Below are 17573 nucleotides of genomic sequence, written 5' to 3' on the forward strand. Positions count from 1 at the left end.
TCCGCCGGTCAGGGGGTGACGATGGGGAACTGGGCGTCGGGCTTCGTCACGTACGAGAAGAGCCGGGCGAGCAGGCCCGGATCGCCCTCCACCCCGACCCCGAGCTCCTGAAGGCCCTTTCCGTCGAGCAGCCCCAGCAGTTGGGCCTTCCCGAGCGTGAGGACGAGGCCGGCGGGCGTCCGGGGCTCGGCGACCACGCGGTGGGTCAGGGCGCCGTGCTGCAGGGTGAGGCGGTGCCGCTCGCCCGCGTCCGTCGGGCCGTCCAGCAGGACCAGGTCGATGGTCAGGTCCTCGTCCCAGGCGCGCGGCCCGTCGACGGCGATCGCGATCGAGTCGATCAGCATGGGGACGGTCAGGGCCATCGCCATCTCGGGGTTCGTCGTGTCGACCATGTCGCCCGTGACGCCCTGCCGCAGCTCCTGGGCGCCGCGCAGGTAGAAGTTCCGCCAGGTGGCGTTCTCGGCGCCGTACCCGAGCTTCTCGTACACCCCGGCGAGGGCCCCCTTCGCCTCCTCGTTCCCGGGGTCGGCGAACACCACGTGGCCGAGCAGGGTCGCGGCGAACCGGAGGTCGCCGCCCTCGGCGTACGCGCGGGCCTTGGCGAGCGCCTCTGCGGGGCCGCCCGCCACGTCCACGTAGCGCCGCGCGAGCTCCACCGGCGGGTGCTCCCACAGGTGCGCCGGGTTGCCGTCGTACCAGCCGAGGTACCGCTGGTAGACCGCCTTGGCGTTGTGGCTCAGCGAGCCGTAGTAGCCGCGGGCGTGCCAGGCCTTCGCCAGGGCCGGCGGCAGCTCGATCCGCTCGGCGATCTCGGCGCCCGTCCATCCCTCGTTGAGCAGGCGGAGGGTCTGGTCGTGCATGTACGCGTACAGGTCGCGCTGCTCGGCCAGGAACCGCACCACGTTGTCGTGTCCCCAGGTCGGCCAGTGGTGCGACGCGAAGCCCACGTCGTACTGGCCGTGGAAGTACTCGATCGCCTCGTCCAGGTAGCGGGCCCAGATCCGGGAGTCCCGGACGACCGCCCCGCGCAGGGTGAGCACGTTGTGCATGTTGTGCGTGGCGTTCTCCGCCAGGCACAGGGCCCGGTGGTCGGGGAAGAGGAAGTTCATCTCGGACGGGGCCTCGGTGCCCGGCGTCAGCTGGAAGACGATCCGCACGCCGTCGACCGTCTCCCGCTGCCCGGTCTCCGTGATGTCCACGGTCGGCGGGATCAGACTGATGGTGCCGGTGGAGGCGCCCTGGCCGAGGCCCACGCCGATCTGGCCGTCCGGCGCCTTCGGGAGCCCGACGCCGTACATGTAGCTCGCCCGGCGGGTCATCGCCGCGCCCGCGTACACGTTCTCGCTGACCGCGTGCTCCAGGAAGCCGGCGGGGGCCAGGATCGGGACGCCGTCCTCGCTGCCGTGCGGGAGGACACCGCGGACCCCGCCGAAGTGGTCACCGTGCGAGTGGGTGTAGATCACTCCTGTCACGGGCCGCTCGCCCCGGTGCTCCCGGTAGAGCGCGAGGGCGGCGGCCGCCGTCTCCACGGAGATCAGCGGGTCGATGACGATCACCCCGCGCTCGCCCTCGACGAGTGTCATGTTGGAGAGGTCCAGGCCGCGGACCTGGTAGACGCCCCCCGTGACCTCGTACAGGCCCTGGCGCGCCGCGAGCTGCCCCTGCCGCCACAGACTGGGATGAGCGGTGTCCGGGCAGTCGCCCTTGAGGAAGGCGTAGGCGTCGTTGTCCCAGATCACCCGGCCGTCTCCGGCCTTCACGACCCCGGGGACGAGGGTGCCGACGAAGCCCCGGTCGGCGCTGTCGAAGTCGGTGGTGTCCCCGAAGGAGGGCAGGGCGTCGCTCATGGGCCAGATGCTCCGTTCCGGGCGGGCGCTGATCTGCGTACCGGTCCATCTGAACACCGGGCCACTACGACCGCACTTCGGAGCGGCGGGACCGGCGGACCGTGCCTACGCTGGAGGTACGCGCCCCGTTCCGGCGGCGCGTGCCCCATTCCGGCGGTTCGGAGGTGGCCCATGAGGGCACGCCACCACTTCCACATCGACTACCTCGGGCACTCGGTCTCCGCGACCGTGCAGACCGGGCACACGCCCGTCGTCGAGGTGCTCGTCGACGGCAAGGAGACCGGCCACGCGACGACCCGCTCCGACCGGCCGGTCACCGTCGTCATCGAGCTGCCGACCGACCCGCCGACACCGGTGACCGTCCGCGCGACCCCGGGCCCCGGCGTACCGCGCTGCCTGCTGCTCGCGGAGACGGACGGGGAGGCGCACGTGATGGCGCCGAGACCGTACTGAGCGGCCGGGGGCGGGGACAGCCGGGCCGTCCCGGTGATCAGGAAGACGTGGCTATGACAGCCGGGCCGTCCGGTGATCAGGAAGACGTGGCTATGACAGCCGGGCCGTCCGGTGATCAGGAAGACGTGGCTATGACAGCCGGGCCGTCCGGTGATCAGGTAGACCTGGCTATGACAGCCAGGCCATCCCGATGATCAGGAAGACCACGAAGGCGATGGCCCCGGCGACCGCTGCCGTCTTGCGGGGACGGCGCCGGGACAGCTCCGCGAGCCCGCCGCTGCTCGCCGGGCCGGGGCGGCGCCGGGCGGCGGACGCGCTCCGGGTCACGGGCGGCCGGTTCACCGGCGGCGGGGTCGGCGCGGGCGTGTGCGCCGGCGCCGGCATGGGCAGCGGCGCGGGCCCGCCGGACCTCGGGGCCGCGGCGGCCCGGCCGGGGGTGTGCGGGGGCTGATGGGGCGCCTGGGCCGGACCCGGGATCACGGCACCGGGGTAGGAGCGCCAGGCGCCGGACGAGAACCAGTCCGCGATCGCCTGGGCCGAGGGCCGCTGCTCCGGCTGCTTCGCGAGCAGGCTCAGCAGATACGTCTCGAAGGCGGGCGGCAGCCCGGCCCCGAGCCGGCTCGGCGGCACCGGAGCGGTGTCGATGTGCTGGTAGAGCAGGGCCGTCGCGGTGTCGGCGCGGAACGGGGGTCTTCCCGTGAGCAGTTGGTACAGCACACAGCCCAGCGAGTACACGTCGGAGGCCGGGGACGCGGGCTGCCCGAGGGCCCGCTCGGGCGCGAGGTAGAGCCCCGTGCCCACGATCTGACCCGTCGTCGTGAGTGCGGCCGAGGGGTCGTCGACGAACCGGGCGATGCCGAAGTCGGCCAGCTTGACGGTGCCTTCGGCGTCGACGAGGAGGTTGCCCGGCTTGATGTCGCGGTGCACGACACCCTGCCGGTGCGCGGCCGCGAGCCCGGCGGCGGCGTGCGCGGCGACGACCGCGACCCGCTCGGCCGGCATGATCAGCGGATCGGTCGGGCTGCCCTGAAGGCTGTCGCCCTCCACCAACTCCATGACCAGGAACAGCTTTCCGTCCCATGTACCGAAGTCGAAGACGCCCACCACGTGCGGGTGACTCAGCCGTGCGGCGGTCTGCGCCTCCAGGCGGAAGCGGTCACCGGCGGACGGGTCGGTCGCCTGGGCCAGCATCAGCTTCACGGCCACGGACCGGCCGAGGACCTCGTCGGTGGCCTGCCACACCTCGCCCATGCCGCCCCGGCCGATACACACATGAAGCCGATATCGGTCCGCGACCAGCACCTGGAGACCACCCTTTCGACGATCGATCAACCTGACGGAAGAGAACCAGCGTAGAGCCGCCCGCTCCCGCCTCTCGCCGCGCTCCCCCCTCCACGCCCACAGCCGGTGCACGACACCCGTGGTCCGGGTGAACGGAAGGTGTCGTCGGCCGGTTAGCATCGCGGCCCGGAGCGAGTTCCGGCGGACATGGACGGAGTGGGGCGTGGCGCGACCGCGTGTAGGTGTGGCCGTACTGACGATGGGCACGCGCCCGGCCGAGCTGCGGGCGCTGCTCGACGCCGTGGCGGGGCAGGACGAGCCCGCCGCCCGGATCGTCGTCGTCGGCAACGGCACCGGGTCGCTCCCGGCCCTGCCCGAGGGCGTCACCGGCATCGAACTCCCGGAGAACCGGGGTGTCTCGGGCGGGCGCAACGTCGCGATCGAGACGCTCCGCGCGTTCGGCGACGTCGACATCGTCGTGGACCTCGACGACGACGGGCTCCTCGTCGACGAGGACGTCTTCCGCCGCCTCGCGGACCTGTACGAGGCGGACCCGCGACTCGGCATCGTCTCGTTCCGCATCGCCGACGAGACCGGCGAGACCCAGCGCCGGCATGTCCCCCGGCTCGGGGCGAAGGACCCGCTGCGCGGCGGCGAGGTCACCACCTTCCTCGGCGGCGGCCACGGCCTCTCGATGGCGATGCTCGACCGGATCGGCGGCTGGCCGGAGGACTTCTTCTTCACCCACGAGGAGACCGACCTCGCCTGGCGTGCCCTCGACGCGGGCTGGAAGGTCCTGTACGCCCCCGAGCTCCTCCTCCAGCACCCGAAGACCAGCCCGGCCCGGCACGCCGTCTACTACCGGATGACAGCCCGCAACCGCGTCTGGCTGGCCAAGCGCAACCTGCCGGTCCTGCTCGTCCCCGTCTACCTGGGCGTGTGGACGCTGCTGACCCTGGCCCGCACCCGCTCCCTGCCGGGCCTCAAGGCCTGGTTCGGCGGTTTCGCCGAGGGCGTCCGCCGCTCCTGCGGCCCCCGCAGCCCGATGCGCTGGACCACGGTCCTCCACATGACCCGCCTGGGCCGCCCCCCGGTGATCTGACCGGGCCGGTCAGTACAGCGCGTCGCCCATGGGGGAGTCCTCGCCCGTGACGTACGCGCGGATCGAGGCCAGGTACTCGACGCGCCCGACGCGCCCGTCGCCGTCGCTGTCCAGCGCGTCGAAGGCGGTCCCGGCGTTGTCGGCCGGGTTGCCGAGGGCCTGGCGAAGCATCGTGAACTGGGCGCGGTCCAGTGCGCCGTCCCGGTCGGCGTCGGCGAGGTCGAACAGCGCGCCCAGGGCGTACTGGCAGATGGTGTCGAACTTCTCCGCGTCCACCCAGGCGATGTACTCCTCGTACGTCATCACGCCGTCGCCGTTGGCGTCCATCGCGGCCCAGGCCCTTTCACCGGTGGCGCGTGCGGCGACGACCAGGGGGTCGTCGTCGCTGCGCCCGGTCGCCCGCTGGGCGCGGTCGATCCGGACGAAGTAGTCGTGCTTCGACGCCACTCCGTCCCCGTCGGTGTCGAGCATCGCGTAGATGCGGGCCTTCGGGGTCGCGCGTTCGGCAGGGGACACATGTGCCGTGGTCTGGGGGATCGCCATTCCGGAGCTTCCTTCACGTGGAGCCGCGTGCGGGTACGTACCGGATGATCGACAGGAACGCCCTCCGTGGGCGGGAGACCCGCCAGCCGACGGCCAAGGATCACCCCCAGGAGTCAGGGGAGCGGGCGGGCGGGGCTCAGGACGTCCCCGGAAACCACTCAGGGGCCCGACCCGCTTGCGCGGATCAGGCCCCTGAACTGGTCTTACGGCTGTCGGGGTGGCGGGATTTGAACCCACGACCTCTTCGTCCCGAACGAAGCGCGCTGCCAAGCTGCGCTACACCCCGATGTCGCTGCTTTGTTCTTCACGTCGCGGCGACATCGATTACTTTAGCCCACGCGCGCGCTCAGACGAAATCCGGTATTCGGGGGACCTCGGCGCAGGTCGGATGCGGTCCAGGCCGACGGCCGCGGCGGGCGGCATCACGGCCGAGGCCGGCACGGCCGCGGTGTGGGGCGGGAGCGTGCCCCCACCGCGGGTGGTCAGGCGCGCGCCGTCAGGGTGAGCAGGGTGACCTCGGGCGGGCAGGCGAAGCGGACGGGGGTGAAGCGGTTGGTGCCGCAGCCCGCCGAGACGTGGAGGTACGAGGTCCGGTCGGCGACGGTGTGCGTGGAGAGGCCCTTCACCCGGTCCGTGTCCAGGTCGCAGTTGGTGACCAGCGCCCCGTAGAAGGGGATGCACAGCTGGCCGCCGTGGGTGTGCCCGGCGAGGACCAGCTCGTACCCGTCGGCCGTGAACGCGTCGAGCGCCCGCAGGTACGGGGCGTGCACGACGCCCACCGTGAAGTCGGCCGACTCGTCGGGGCCGCCGGCCACCCGCTCGTACCGGTCGCGCTTGATGTGCGGGTCGTCGAGGCCGGTGAAGGCGAGCTCGGCCTGCGGCAGCTTCAGCCGGCCGCGGGTGTTGGTCAGGTTGACCCAGCCGGCCGCGTCGAAGGCGTCCCGCAGGTCCTCCCACGGGTTGTGCACGGCGCCGACGACCGGCGGGTTGCCGTTGAGGCCGTGCTTCCCCTGCACCTTCTCCAGGAGGTAGCGGGCCGGGTTGCGCAGCATGGGGCCGTAGTAGTCGTTGGAGCCGAAGACGTACACGCCGGGGAACTCCATGAGCGGCCCGAGCGCGTCGAGCACCTCCGGCACGGCCTCCGTGTCGGAGAGGTTGTCGCCGGTGTTGACGACGAAGTCGGGGCGGAGCCCGGCGAGGGACTGCAGCCAGGCCCGCTTCTTGCGCTGTCCGGTCACCATGTGGATGTCGGAGACCTGGAGGACCCGCAGGTCGCGCATGCCGCGCGGGAGGACCGGGACCGTCACCCGGCGGAGCCGGAAGGAGCGGGCTTCGAAGCCCGCCGCGTAGACGACTCCGGCCGCTGCCGTCGCCGTGAGGCCTGCCGTGATCTTCAGGGGGATCCCGTACCGTGCGCGCATCGCACCATCGTCGCAGACCCGCCGACCCGAAATGCGCGGGCGGTGGGGGCGGCGCACCTGCCACACTTGACCCCATGACCACGCTCAAGGCGAAGCTCCAGGACGACCTCAACGCCGCGATCCGGGAGCGCGACGAACTGCGCTCCTCGACCCTGCGGCTCACCATCACCGCGATCACGAAGGAGGAGGTCGCGGGCACCAGCAAGCGCGAACTCTCCGACGACGAGGTGCTGAAGGTGATCGCGAAGGAGGCGAAGAAGCGCCGCGAGGCCGCGGACGCCTTCGCCAAGGGCGGTCGCCCCGAGTCGGCCGAGCGCGAGCAGGCCGAGGGCGTCCTCCTCGACGCGTACCTGCCGAAGCAGCTCAGCGACGAGGAGCTCGACGGGATCGTCGCGGCGGCCGTCGAGGAGGCGAAGGCGGGCGGTGCCGAGGGGCCGCGTGCCATGGGCGCCGTCATGAAGATCGTGAACCCGAAGGTGGCGGGCCAGGCCGAGGGCGGCCGCGTCGCCGCCGCGGTGAAGAAGCTCCTCGCGGGCTGATCCGGCTCGCGGACCGATCGACCTCGCGGACGGATCGACCTCGCGGACCTGATCGACCTCGCGGACCTGATCGACCTCGCGGGCTGATCCGGCCGGCGGACCGATCCGCGGAGCACGTACGAGGAGGGGCGCCCCACCGGCCGGTGGGGCGCCCCTCCTCGTATCAGTGGCGCGTCAGCGGTTTCCGCCGCGGCCGTTGCCGCGTCCGTCCCCGCCGCCGATCAGATCCGGCGGGAGCGTGATCCCGCCGATCGGGTCGGTCGGCTTGTCGCCGGGCTTGTTGTTGCCGGGCTTCCGGGGCTTGTTCGGGCCCTCGTCGCCCTCCTTCTCCGGGTCCTTGGGCTGCTGGGCCCGAGGCACGGCGACGGGCACGAAGCCCGGGGTCTGGCCCGCGTCCAGGGCGCCCGTCATCGCGATCTTCCAGATGGGGCCGGGGAGGCAGCCACCGCAGACCTTTTCGTAGTACTCGCCGCCGATGGTGATGTCGTACATCGACTTCTTCTCGCCGACGTCGTCGCCGACCCAGACGGCGGTGGACAGGTTCGGGGTGTAGCCGACGAACCAGGCGTCCTTGCGGTCGTTGGTCGTACCGGTCTTGCCCGCGTTGTCGCGGTCGCTGAGACCGGCCTTCGTACCGGTGCCGTCCTCGACGACGCCCTTCAGCATCTGGTTGACGGTGTCGGCGGTCCGGTCGCTCATGGCCCGGGTGCACTTGGTCTGCGGCACGTTCAGCTTGTCGCCGTTGGCGGCCTTGATCGACTCGATGGCGACCGGGGTGCAGTAGATGCCGCGGTTGGCGAAGGTCGCGTAGACGGACGCCATGTCGAGCGGGGTGCTCTCGATGCTGCCGAGGGTGACGGACGGGCTCTGCTTGATGGGCTTGCCCAGCTCGCGCTCGTAGCCGACGTTCTTCGCCATGGTCAGCGTCTCGCAGAGACCGGCCATCTGCTCCAGGCGGGCGAAGTAGGTGTTGATGGACTTGCCGAGGGCGCTGGTCATGTCATAGACGCCCTTCTCGGACTTGGTCTCGTTGTTCACCTCCCAGTTCGCGTAACCGGAGGGCTTGCCGTCGCAGCGCGTGTACTCGTTCTCGCCGATGTTGATCTGCGCCGGGTCGTTGAAGCTCTGGGCCGGGCTGATGCCCTTCTCGAGCGCCGCCGCCGCCGTGATCGGCTTGAACGTCGAACCGACCTGGAAGCCGTACGTCGTGCCGCCCATCTTGCTGCCGACGGCGAGGTTCAGGGTCGTCTGGTGCTGCTTCTGGTCGAGGCCGTACGGGCGGGACTGACCCATCGCCAGGATGCGGCCGGTCTTGGGCTGGACCTGGACCACCGAGGCGGCGACCGGGTCGTCCTTGTTGATCTTCGCTACGGCGGCCTCGTTGGCGGCGGCCTGGGCGCGCGGGTCGAGCGTGGTCCTGATGGTGAGACCACCCAGGTTCCACAGCTTCTGCCGCTCCTCGGCCGTCTTGCCGAAGGTCGCGTCGTTGAGGATCGTCTTGCGGACGTAGTCGCAGAAGAAGCCGGCGCCGTCGACGGCGGTGATGCAGCCGTTCTTCGGCGTCTTGACCTTCAGCTTCAGGGGGGTGGCCTTCGCCTTGTCCGCCTCGGCCTGGCTGATGTCCTTCACGTCGGCCATCCGCTGGAGGACCACGTTGCGGCGCTTCGTGGCTTCCTGGATGTCGTTGATCGGGTCGTAGCGGCTCGGCGACTGGACGAGTCCGGCCATCATCGCCGCCTCGCCCAGGTCGAGGTCGGCGGCGTGCTTGGAGAAGTACCGCTGGGAGGCGGCCTCGATGCCATAGGCCTGCTGGCCGAAGAACGTGATGTTGAGGTAGTTCTCCAGGATCTTCTTCTTGCCCAGCTCCTCCTCGACCTGGATCGCGAACTTCAGCTCGCGGACCTTGCGGCCGATGGTCTGCTGGGTGGCCTGCGCGACCTTCTCGGGGTCGTCACCGGCCTCCTCGACGAAGACGTTCTTCACGTACTGCTGGGTCAGCGTGGACGCGCCCTGCGCGACCCCGCCCGACTGCGCGTTGCGGTTGATGGCGCGCAGCACGCCCTTGAGGTCGATCGCCCCGTGCTCGTAGAAACGACCGTCCTCGATCGCGACGATCGCCTTCTGCATGTACGGGGAGATCTTGTCGATCGGTACGACCTGCCGGTCCCGCGAGTACACCGTGGCGATCAGACCGCCCTCGGCGTCCAGGATCGTGGTGCGCTGACTCAGCGGTGGGGTCTTCAGGTTGGAGGGGATCTCGTCGAACCCCTCCACCGTGCCCTTCGCGGCCAGTCCGAGTGCCCCGGCCGCGGGCAGGGCGATGCCCGCCAGCACGGCTCCGGCGAGCACACTGACACCGAGGAACTTGGCGGCCTGCTGGGTCCCGGTCAGACCACCGCCCGAGCGCTTCTTTGCCATGAGGGGCAGCCTAATCCGTAGAGCTGTGCGATCAGGGTGAGCAGGGGCTTCCCGGAGCGTTCGCGTACCAGACCGTGACATCCGGGCGGTGGGCCCCGGGCGTCGACGGCCTACGTTCGCATTCGCCGGACACACGTGTATGCCTTGGCCTAAGCTGCTCCCAACTGTCACAGCAGTGTGGTCGTGCATCAAGACCCGTGCGTGACATCGGTATGAATTCCCGTGACCCCGAAACACGGGAAGCTCGTGTCCGATTCCGGCTCATGCGTCACGCGGTGTCCGAAGCGACCCCGCCGAGGAAGGGCATATCCGTCCGGTATGTCCCGTATCACACGCATGTCCTTCGATCACTCCCCTGGGTGATCTGACGCGCACGCATAGTCCGTTCGGGCCATTCAAGATTGGGCCCGAAGGGGGTGTTGCGCTGTGCCCACCTTCCGTAACGTCCCAACTGGCAGCGGTGAATATGCCGCTGCCGCCGTGGGGGAGCCTCGATTCGGGAGAGGACGGCGCCGGTATGGGCTGGGTAGCTGACTGGAGTGCGCAGGCGGCCTGCCGCACTACCGATCCGGATGAACTTTTCGTGCAGGGAGCGGCACAGAACAGGGCAAAGGCGGTGTGCACCGGATGCCCGGTGCGGACCGAGTGTCTCGCCGACGCCCTCGACAACCGCGTGGAATTCGGTGTGTGGGGCGGCATGACGGAGCGCGAGCGCCGTGCCCTGCTGCGCCGCAGGCCGACCGTCACCTCGTGGCGCCGGCTCCTGGAGACCGCGCGCACCGAGTACGAGCGCGGCGCGGGCCTGCTGCCCGTCGCGATCGACGACGACGCCACGTACGAGGCGTACGCCGCGGTCGGCTAGCCCCGACCCGTACGAGAAGACGCGGGTACGAGTACGGATACGGGTACTCGTACGCGAGACGGCTCAGGCCGAGGGCGTCCGCCCCGCCGTGAGCCGGTCACCGATGGCCCGCAGCCCGGCGAGGTCGTGCACATCGCCGGGCAGGGCGGCCACTTCGGTCACCGCCACCTCGGGGTGGAGCGCGGTGAAGCGGTCGCGCGTGCGCTGCTCACGCGCGAGCACCCGCATGCGCTCGGCATGCAGGCGCAGAAGTCCCGCGGTGAGATGACGCACGTCGACGTCCGATGCGTCTGTGGGTTGTGCCGGTGTTTCCTGTGCCGGGTCGGCTGTGGGGGCAGCCTCGGATACGGACAGTGCGGCGGCGGTGGCGAGATCGTTCGGCTCGTGCTCGGGATCGGGCTCGGGCTGGCGCTCGGTTCCGGTGGCCGGGGAGCCACCGTGTCCAGCCTTCCCGTCGCCCTGATCCACAATGCGCCCCTCGTCAAGATTTTCCGCGGCGGCCCGCGCCCGCTCGGCCGAAAGACGCGCGGCGCCGCTGCCGTGGACTCGGTTGAGGACGAGCCCGGCCAGCGGCATGTCCTCGGCGGCCAGCCGCTCCACGAAGTACGCGGCCTCGCGCAGCGCGTCCCGCTCCGGTGTGGCGACCACGAGGAAGGCCGTGCCCGGGGCCTGGAGCAGCTTGTACGTGGCGTCCGCGCGGGTCCGGAAACCGCCGAACATCGTGTCCATCGCGGCCACGAACGTCTGCACGTCCTTGAGGAACTGACCCCCGAGCAGCTTTCCCAGGGTCCCCGTCATCATCGACATGCCGACGTTGAGGAACTTCATCCCGGCCCGGCCGCCCACCTTCGCCGGGGCCATCAGCAGCTTGATGAACTTCCCGTCGAGGAAGGACCCGAGCCGCTTCGGCGCGTCCAGGAAGTCGAGCGCGGACCGGGACGGCGGGGTGTCGACGACGATCAGGTCCCACTCGTCGCGGGCCCGGAGCTGGCCCAGCTTCTCCATCGCCATGTACTCCTGCGTACCGGCGAAGCCGGCGGACAGGGACTGGTAGAAGGGGTTCTCCAGGATCGCCCGCGCCCGCTCGGGGTCCGCGTGCGCCTCGACGATCTCGTCGAAGGTCCGCTTCATGTCGAGCATCATGGCGTGCAGTTCTCCGCCGTCGGAGCCCTTGATGCCGTCGACCTTGCGGGGCGTGTTGTCGAGGGAGTCGATGCCCATGGACTGGGCGAGCCGGCGCGCCGGGTCGATGGTGAGGACGACGACCCGCCGGCCGCGCTCCGCCGCCCGCACGCCGAGGGCCGCCGCCGTGGTCGTCTTCCCGACCCCGCCGGCGCCGCAGCAGACGATGATGCGGGTGCCCCGGTCGTCGAGCAGCGGATCCAGGTCGAGCCGGGGCGCGCGATCGATCCCGGACCCGTCGTCGTGCTCGGTCCCCGAGTCCCGCCCGTGGCCGTCGTCGTGCCCGGTCGCCCCGTCTCGCCCGTGGCCGTGGTCGTGCCCGGTCCCCGAGTCCCGCCCGTGGCCGTCGTCGTGCCCGGTCGCCCCGTCTCGCCCGTGGCCGTCGTCCCGCCTCGTCCCCGCGTCCCGCCCGGAGCCCTCGTCGCCCCCTGTACCCGTGTCGTCGGTCGCCCCCGCGGCCGTCGTCTCGGCGCCCGCCTTCTCCGTCACGCGCCCACCCCTTGCTTCCGCAGTTCCTTCGCCAGCCGGTAGAGCCCGGCGATGTCCGCTCCGTCCCCGAGGAAGGGGAGTTCGTACGAGGGGACGCCGACGCCGTCCAGGGCCGAGCGCTGCGTCCGCTCCAGCTCCACCCGTCGCGCGTGCTCGGCCGCCTGGTCCAGGAGCGGCTCGACCAGGCGCGCGCCGCCCGTGACGCCGGCGGCGGCCAGCGTCCGCGCGATCGCGTCCCGGTGGTCGCCGGAGGCCGCCCGTACCGCCGCCTCGTCCAGGACGTGCGGGCGGACCATGTTCACCACGACCCTGCCCACCGGCAGCTCGGCGGCCCGCAGCTCCGCGATGCCGTCAGCGGTCTCCTGGACCGGCATCTCCTCCAGGAGGGTCACCAGGTGCACGGCGGTCTCGGGGGACTTGAGGACCCGCATGACGGCCTGCGCCTGATTGTGTATCGGGCCGATCCTGGCCAGGCCCGCGACCTCGTCGTTCACGTTGAGGAAGCGGGTGATCCGGCCGGTGGGCGGCGCGTCCATGACCACGTGGTCGTAGACCGGGCGGCCGTCCTTCTCGCGCCGCCGGACCGCCTCGCAGGCCTTCCCGGTCAGCAGCACGTCCCGGACGCCCGGCGCTATCGTCGTCGCGAAGTCGATCGCGCCGAGCTTCTTCAGGGCCCGTCCGGCACCGCCCAGCTTGTAGAACATCTGGAGGTAGTCGAGGAGCGCGCGCTCGGCGTCGATCGCCAGCGCGTACACCTCGCCGCCGCCCGGCGCGACGGCGATCTTGCGCTCCTCGTACGGAAGGGCTTCCGTCTCGAAGAGCTGTGCGATGCCCTGCCTGCCTTCGACCTCGACGAGGAGGGTGCGCTTCCCCTCCGTCGCGAGGGCGAGGGCGAGGGCGGCGGCGACCGTCGTCTTACCGGTACCGCCCTTGCCGCTGACGACCTGGAGCCTGCTCACGATCTCGAGCCTAACCACTGGCGGCCGCGCGCAATCAGCAGGCCGCCCCGGAGAAGCCACCTAGGGGGAGCCTCGGGGGAGCCGGGGCGGGAGCCGGGACGGCAGCGGATACAGTCGGCCCCATGACCAAGTGGGAGTACGTCACGGTGCCGCTTCTGGTGCACGCGACCAAGCAGATTCTGGACACCTGGGGCGAGGACGGCTGGGAGCTCGTCCAGGTCGTGCCCGGGCCGAACAACCCCGAGCAGCTCGTGGCCTACCTGAAGCGGGCCAAGTCGTGAGCGGGGCCGTCGAGGCGCGGATCGCCGAGCTCGGCCTGACCCTGCCCGAGGTCGTGCCCCCGATCGCCTCCTACCAGCCGGCCGTGCAGTCCGGCGTGTACGTCTACACCTCGGGCCAGCTCCCGATGGTGGCGGGCAAGCTCCAGCTGACCGGCAAGGTCGGTGCCGAGGTCACGGCCGAGGAGGCCAAGGCGCTCGCCGCCACCTGCGCGCTCAACGCGCTCGCGGCCGTGAAGTCGGTCGCCGGTGACCTCGACCGCATCAAGCGCGTCGTGAAGGTCGTGGGCTTCGTCGCCTCCGCCGCCGACTTCACCGGTCAGCCCGCCGTCATCAACGGCGCCAGCGAGCTGCTCGGCGACATCCTCGGCGAGAAGGGCGTGCACGCGCGCAGCGCCGTCGGCGTCGCCGTGCTGCCGCTCGACGCGCCGGTCGAGGTCGAGGTCCAGGTCGAGCTCGTCGAGGCCTGATCGCCCGTACGCACGCGTGGAGCCGGTTTTCTCCCTCGGGAGGAAACCGGCTCTCGTGCATTCCGATGCTTGCGCATAGCATCCGGCCATGTCGAATGGTCAGCCGAAGCAGCCGAAGCAGTCGAACGGTCAGTGGTATCCGGCGGAGTGGCCCGACCGCATCCGCGCCCTCGCCGCCGGCGAGCTCACCCCGGTGGCGCCCCGGCGCGCCGCCACCGTCCTGCTGCTGCGGGACGGGGCCGCCGGGCCCGACGTCCACATGCTGCGCCGCCGCACCTCGATGGCCTTCGCGGGCGGCGCGTACGCCTACCCCGGCGGCGGCGTCGACCCGCGCGACGAGCAGCCGGTGCGCTGGGCGGGTCCGTCCCTGGAGACGTGGGCGGCCCGGCTCGGCCTCGACGACGCGGCGCAGGCCCAGGCCGTGGTCTGCGCCGCCGTGCGCGAGACGTTCGAGGAGGCGGGCGTGCTGCTCGCCGGGGAGACCGAGGACGGCGTCGTCGGCGACACGACCGGCGAGGACTGGGAGCGGGACCGGGCGGCGCTGGTCGCCCGGGAGCTGTCCTTCGCGGACTTCCTGGACCGGCGCGGGCTCGTCCTGCGCTCGGACCTGCTGGGCGCCTGGGCCCGCTGGATCACCCCGGAGTTCGAACAGCGGCGGTTCGACACCTGGTTCTTCGTGGCGGCGCTGCCGCCCGGCCAGCGCACCCGGGACGTCTCGGGGGAGGCCGACCGCACGGTCTGGATCCGCCCGGCGGAGGCCGCCGCGGGCTACGACCGGGGCGAGCTGACGATGATGCCGCCGACGATCTCGACCCTGCGCGCCCTGGAGCCGTACGGGACGGCCGCCGAGGCGCTCGCGGCGGCCGGGGAGCAGGACATGGCCCCCGTCCTCGCGCAGGCCCGTCTGGAGGGCGACGAGCTGGTCCTGAGCTGGCCGGGGCACGAGGAGTTCACCAAGGTCATCCCCACGGGGGGTGCGCGATGAGCGACGCCGCCGCCCTGCCGGGGCAGCCGCGCGGACTGGTGGTCTCCGGGCCCGCGACGGACCGCGCCGTGAACGTCCTGGCGCCGAACCCGTCCGCGATGACCCTCGACGGCACCAACACCTGGCTGCTCTCCGAGCCGGGCTCCGGACTGGCCGTGGTCGTCGACCCGGGGCCGCTCGACGACGGTCATCTCCGGCAGGTGATCGACACCGCCGAGAAGCTCGGCAAGCGGGTCGCGCTGACCCTGCTGACCCATGGCCACCCGGACCACGCGGAGGGCGCCGGCCGCTTCGCCGAGCTCACCGGGACGGCCGTGCGGGCCCTGGATCCGGCGCTGCGCCTCGGCGACGAGGGGCTCGGCGCGGGGGACGTGGTGACGGTCGGCGGCCTGGAGCTGCGGGTCGTCCCGACGCCCGGGCACACCTCGGACTCGCTCTCCTTCCATCTGCCGGCCGACCGGGCGGTGCTGACGGGCGACACGATCCTGGGGCGCGGGACGACGATGGTCGCGCACCCGGACGGGCGGCTCGGGGACTATCTGGACTCGTTGCGGCGGCTGCGGTCGCTGACCGTCGACGACGGGGTGCACACGGTCCTGCCGGGGCACGGGCCGGTCCTGGAGGACGCGCAGGGCGCGGTGGAGTTCTACCTGGCTCACCGGGCGAACCGGCTCGCACAGGTCGAGACGGCGGTCGAGGAGGGGCACCGGACGGCGGCGGAGGTCGTCGCCCGTGTGTACGCGGACGTGGACCGCTCGCTGTGGCCGGCGGCCGAGCTGTCCGTGCGGGCGCAGCTGGAGTACCTGAGGGAGCGGGGTCTGGTGTAGGACCGCGCGCCGACAGCTCCGAGGGGGCTCGGAGCTGTCGTCACGATCCTGTCCCGAGGCGCCCCCCGGCCTTTTGACGCCCCTGACCCGTGTTTTACGCTCCGCTTACTTCTGGCCGTAGCTTTCGGGGGGAACGCCCGTGTTCGTCATCGCCATCCTGCTGGTCATAGCCGCAGTGGTGCTCTTTTTCGTCGGCCGCGCCAACGACTCCACCGGGCTGAAGTTCGGCGCCCTCGGTGCCGTCCTGGCCGGCCTCTTCTCGCTGATCGTGAGCATGACGTACGTGATCAGCGCGTACGAGGTGGGCGTGCCGGTCGCCTTCGGCAAGGTGGGCTCGCCCATGACCTCGGGCATGCACGTCAAGTCGCCGTTCACGGACGTCACGACCTTCTCCACCCGCCCGGTCGACCTCAACCTCTCCGACAAGGACGTGGTCGAGGTCCGCTCCTCGCAGGGCGGCGTCATGTACGCCGAGGTCACGGTGAAGTGGTCGGTCGACCAGGCCAAGTCCGTCGAGCTGTACAAGCTCGCGGGCAGCGAGGACGCCATCCAGCAGCGGCTCGTCTACCCGGACAGCCGCGAGATCGTCCGCAACGTCTTCGCGCACTACACGAGCGAGCAGGGCTACGCCTCCGAGCGCGAGAAGATCAACGCCGAGATCGGCCGCCTGATCACGGAGCGTCTCGCGCCGCGCGGCATCGACGTGACCACGGTCAACCTGCGCAACGTGAAGCCGTCGGACTCCCTCCAGGCCCAGATCGACCGCAAGATCCAGCAGCAGCAGGCCACCGAGCGGGCCACGGAGGCCTCCCGTACCGCCAAGGCCGAGGCCGACCGCCGTCGCATCGAGGCGGAGGGCATCGCCCGCGCCAACAAGATCCTCAACGACTCGCTGACGGACAAGGTCCTGATGAACCAGTGCATCGAGGCGTACAAGGAGGCCGCGACGAAGAACCCGGTCTACGCGGTGCCCTGCGGGAACGCCGGCTCCGCCCCGGTGATCGTGGACGGTTCCAAGCGCTGACCGCCCCGCGGGGCCGTCCGGAGAGCCGCGCCCGGCGCGCGGGGTGCCGGACGGCCCCGGGGACGCGGAAGGCCGCCCCGGTCCTCGGACCGGGGCGGCCTTCTTCGCGTGTACGGAGGTGCTCAGCGCGAGCGCTTCGCGAGGCGCTCCACGTCCAGCAGGATCACGGCACGGGCCTCCAGGCGCAGCCAGCCGCGCTGGGCGAAGTCGGCGAGCGCCTTGTTGACCGTCTCGCGGGAGGCGCCGACCAGCTGGGCCAGCTCCTCCTGGGTGAGGTCGTGGACGACGTGGATGCCCTCCTCCGACTGCACGCCGAAGCGGCGCGACAGGTCGAGGAGCGCACGGGCGACACGGCCCGGCACGTCGGAGAAGACCAGGTCGGACATCTGGTCGTTGGTCTTGCGCAGCCGGCGTGCGACGGCGCGCAGCAGCGCGGTGGCCACCTCGGGGCGGGCGTTCAGCCAGGGCTGGAGGTCGCCGTGGCCCAGGCCGAGGAGCTTGACCTCGGTCAGCGCGGTGGCGGTGGCGGTGCGCGGGCCCGGGTCGAAGAGGGACAGCTCGCCGATGAGCTCGCCGGGGCCGAGGACGGCCAGCATGTTCTCGCGGCCGTCGGGGGAGGTGCGGTGCAGCTTCACCTTGCCCTCGGTCACCACGTACAGGCGGTCGCCGGGGTCGCCCTCGTGGAAGAGCGCGTCGCCACGGGCGAGCGTCGCCTCACTCATCGAGGCGCGCAGCTCGGCAGCCTGCTCGTCATCGAGCGCCGCGAAGAGCGGGGCGCGCCGCAGAACGTCGTCCACGAGTTCTCTCCTACTGTCGACCTGCTCAAAGGACCTGGGTCCCATGATGCCGGACGCACAAAACAGTGCGATCAATCACAACAAGTTTGACGTACC

General features: G+C 71.5%; 17 protein-coding genes and 1 tRNA gene. 9 read left to right on the forward strand and 9 right to left on the reverse strand.

Features of this window, described 5'->3' with window-relative positions:
- Window positions 1-8 precede the first annotated feature (8 nt).
- Window positions 9-1847 (reverse strand): alkyl/aryl-sulfatase, encoded by a 1839-nt coding sequence (locus ABTY59_RS09675; RefSeq protein WP_352018342.1) that lies wholly within the window; start codon window positions 1845-1847, stop codon window positions 9-11.
- A 171-nt stretch (window positions 1848-2018) separates the two neighbouring features.
- Here ABTY59_RS09675 and ABTY59_RS09680 point away from each other — a divergent pair, with 171 nt between their 5' ends.
- Entirely contained in the window at window positions 2019-2300 is a 282-nt protein-coding gene (locus ABTY59_RS09680) for a hypothetical protein (protein ID WP_352018343.1), read from the forward strand.
- 168 nt (window positions 2301-2468) lie between these two features.
- On the opposite strand, the gene ABTY59_RS09685 is transcribed toward ABTY59_RS09680, so the two are convergent.
- On the reverse strand, window positions 2469-3602 hold the full coding sequence (locus ABTY59_RS09685; RefSeq protein WP_352018344.1) for a serine/threonine-protein kinase: 1134 nt from the start codon (window positions 3600-3602) through the stop codon (window positions 2469-2471).
- Between the two features lie 202 nt (window positions 3603-3804).
- Between ABTY59_RS09685 and ABTY59_RS09690 the strand changes: the two genes are divergently transcribed.
- Window positions 3805-4683, forward strand: a complete 879-nt coding sequence (locus ABTY59_RS09690) for a glycosyltransferase family 2 protein (RefSeq protein ID WP_352018345.1) — start codon at window positions 3805-3807, stop codon at window positions 4681-4683.
- Window positions 4684-4692: 9 nt separating this feature from the next.
- On the opposite strand, the gene ABTY59_RS09695 is transcribed toward ABTY59_RS09690, so the two are convergent.
- From ABTY59_RS09695 to ABTY59_RS09705, 3 genes are all read right to left on the reverse strand, one after another.
- Complete coding sequence (locus ABTY59_RS09695) at window positions 4693-5226, reverse strand: EF-hand domain-containing protein (RefSeq protein WP_352018346.1); 534 nt, start codon at window positions 5224-5226, stop codon at window positions 4693-4695.
- Window positions 5227-5438: 212 nt separating this feature from the next.
- Window positions 5439-5512: transfer RNA gene (locus ABTY59_RS09700), tRNA-Pro, on the reverse strand.
- 196 nt (window positions 5513-5708) lie between these two features.
- Window positions 5709-6647, reverse strand: coding sequence for a metallophosphoesterase (locus ABTY59_RS09705; RefSeq protein WP_352018347.1), 939 nt, complete (start codon window positions 6645-6647; stop codon window positions 5709-5711).
- 74 nt (window positions 6648-6721) lie between these two features.
- Here ABTY59_RS09705 and ABTY59_RS09710 point away from each other — a divergent pair, with 74 nt between their 5' ends.
- Window positions 6722-7186 (forward strand): GatB/YqeY domain-containing protein, encoded by a 465-nt coding sequence (locus ABTY59_RS09710; RefSeq protein WP_352018348.1) that lies wholly within the window; start codon window positions 6722-6724, stop codon window positions 7184-7186.
- Between the two features lie 174 nt (window positions 7187-7360).
- On the opposite strand, the gene ABTY59_RS09715 is transcribed toward ABTY59_RS09710, so the two are convergent.
- Window positions 7361-9604, reverse strand: coding sequence for a transglycosylase domain-containing protein (locus tag ABTY59_RS09715; RefSeq protein WP_352018349.1), 2244 nt, complete (start codon window positions 9602-9604; stop codon window positions 7361-7363).
- A 517-nt stretch (window positions 9605-10121) separates the two neighbouring features.
- Here ABTY59_RS09715 and ABTY59_RS09720 point away from each other — a divergent pair.
- The gene (locus ABTY59_RS09720; protein WP_181924596.1) at window positions 10122-10466 is read left to right on the forward strand and encodes a WhiB family transcriptional regulator; all 345 of its coding nucleotides are present in this window, start codon (window positions 10122-10124) and stop codon (window positions 10464-10466) included.
- 63 nt (window positions 10467-10529) lie between these two features.
- Here the strand turns inward: ABTY59_RS09720 and bagB are convergent, their stop codons facing one another.
- On the reverse strand, window positions 10530-11876 hold the full coding sequence (bagB, locus tag ABTY59_RS09725) for an ATPase BagB (protein WP_352018516.1): 1347 nt from the start codon (window positions 11874-11876) through the stop codon (window positions 10530-10532).
- Window positions 11877-12133: 257 nt separating this feature from the next.
- Window positions 12134-13096 carry an ATPase BagA gene (gene bagA / locus ABTY59_RS09730; RefSeq protein ID WP_352018350.1) on the reverse strand — a complete coding sequence of 321 codons (963 nt, stop codon included), beginning with the start codon at window positions 13094-13096 and terminating at the stop codon, window positions 12134-12136.
- Between the two features lie 122 nt (window positions 13097-13218).
- Between bagA and sp36 the strand changes: the two genes are divergently transcribed.
- The 5 genes from sp36 (at window position 13219) to ABTY59_RS09755 (ending at window position 16680) form a co-directional block, all read left to right on the forward strand.
- On the forward strand, window positions 13219-13377 hold the full coding sequence (gene sp36 / locus ABTY59_RS09735; RefSeq protein WP_015034547.1) for a Sp36 family protein: 159 nt from the start codon (window positions 13219-13221) through the stop codon (window positions 13375-13377).
- Complete coding sequence (locus ABTY59_RS09740; protein ID WP_352018351.1) at window positions 13374-13844, forward strand: RidA family protein; 471 nt, start codon at window positions 13374-13376, stop codon at window positions 13842-13844. The genes sp36 and ABTY59_RS09740 overlap by 4 nt, the downstream gene beginning before the upstream one ends.
- 88 nt (window positions 13845-13932) lie before the next feature.
- Entirely contained in the window at window positions 13933-14829 is an 897-nt protein-coding gene (locus tag ABTY59_RS09745) for an NUDIX hydrolase (RefSeq protein WP_352018352.1), read from the forward strand.
- On the forward strand, window positions 14826-15656 hold the full coding sequence (locus ABTY59_RS09750) for an MBL fold metallo-hydrolase (RefSeq protein WP_352018353.1): 831 nt from the start codon (window positions 14826-14828) through the stop codon (window positions 15654-15656). Before ABTY59_RS09745 ends, ABTY59_RS09750 begins: the two co-directional genes overlap by 4 nt.
- A 139-nt stretch (window positions 15657-15795) precedes the next feature.
- Complete coding sequence (locus tag ABTY59_RS09755; protein ID WP_352018354.1) at window positions 15796-16680, forward strand: prohibitin family protein; 885 nt, start codon at window positions 15796-15798, stop codon at window positions 16678-16680.
- A 122-nt stretch (window positions 16681-16802) separates the two neighbouring features.
- Here ABTY59_RS09755 and ABTY59_RS09760 read toward each other — a convergent pair whose 3' ends face one another.
- Window positions 16803-17477: a Crp/Fnr family transcriptional regulator gene (locus ABTY59_RS09760; RefSeq protein ID WP_015034542.1), complete on the reverse strand. Its 675-nt coding sequence runs from the start codon at window positions 17475-17477 to the stop codon at window positions 16803-16805.
- Between the last annotated feature and the right edge of the window lie 96 nt (window positions 17478-17573).

Source organism: Streptomyces sp. NPDC096079 (genome assembly GCF_040303145.1).
Lineage (GTDB): Bacteria > Actinomycetota > Actinomycetes > Streptomycetales > Streptomycetaceae > Streptomyces.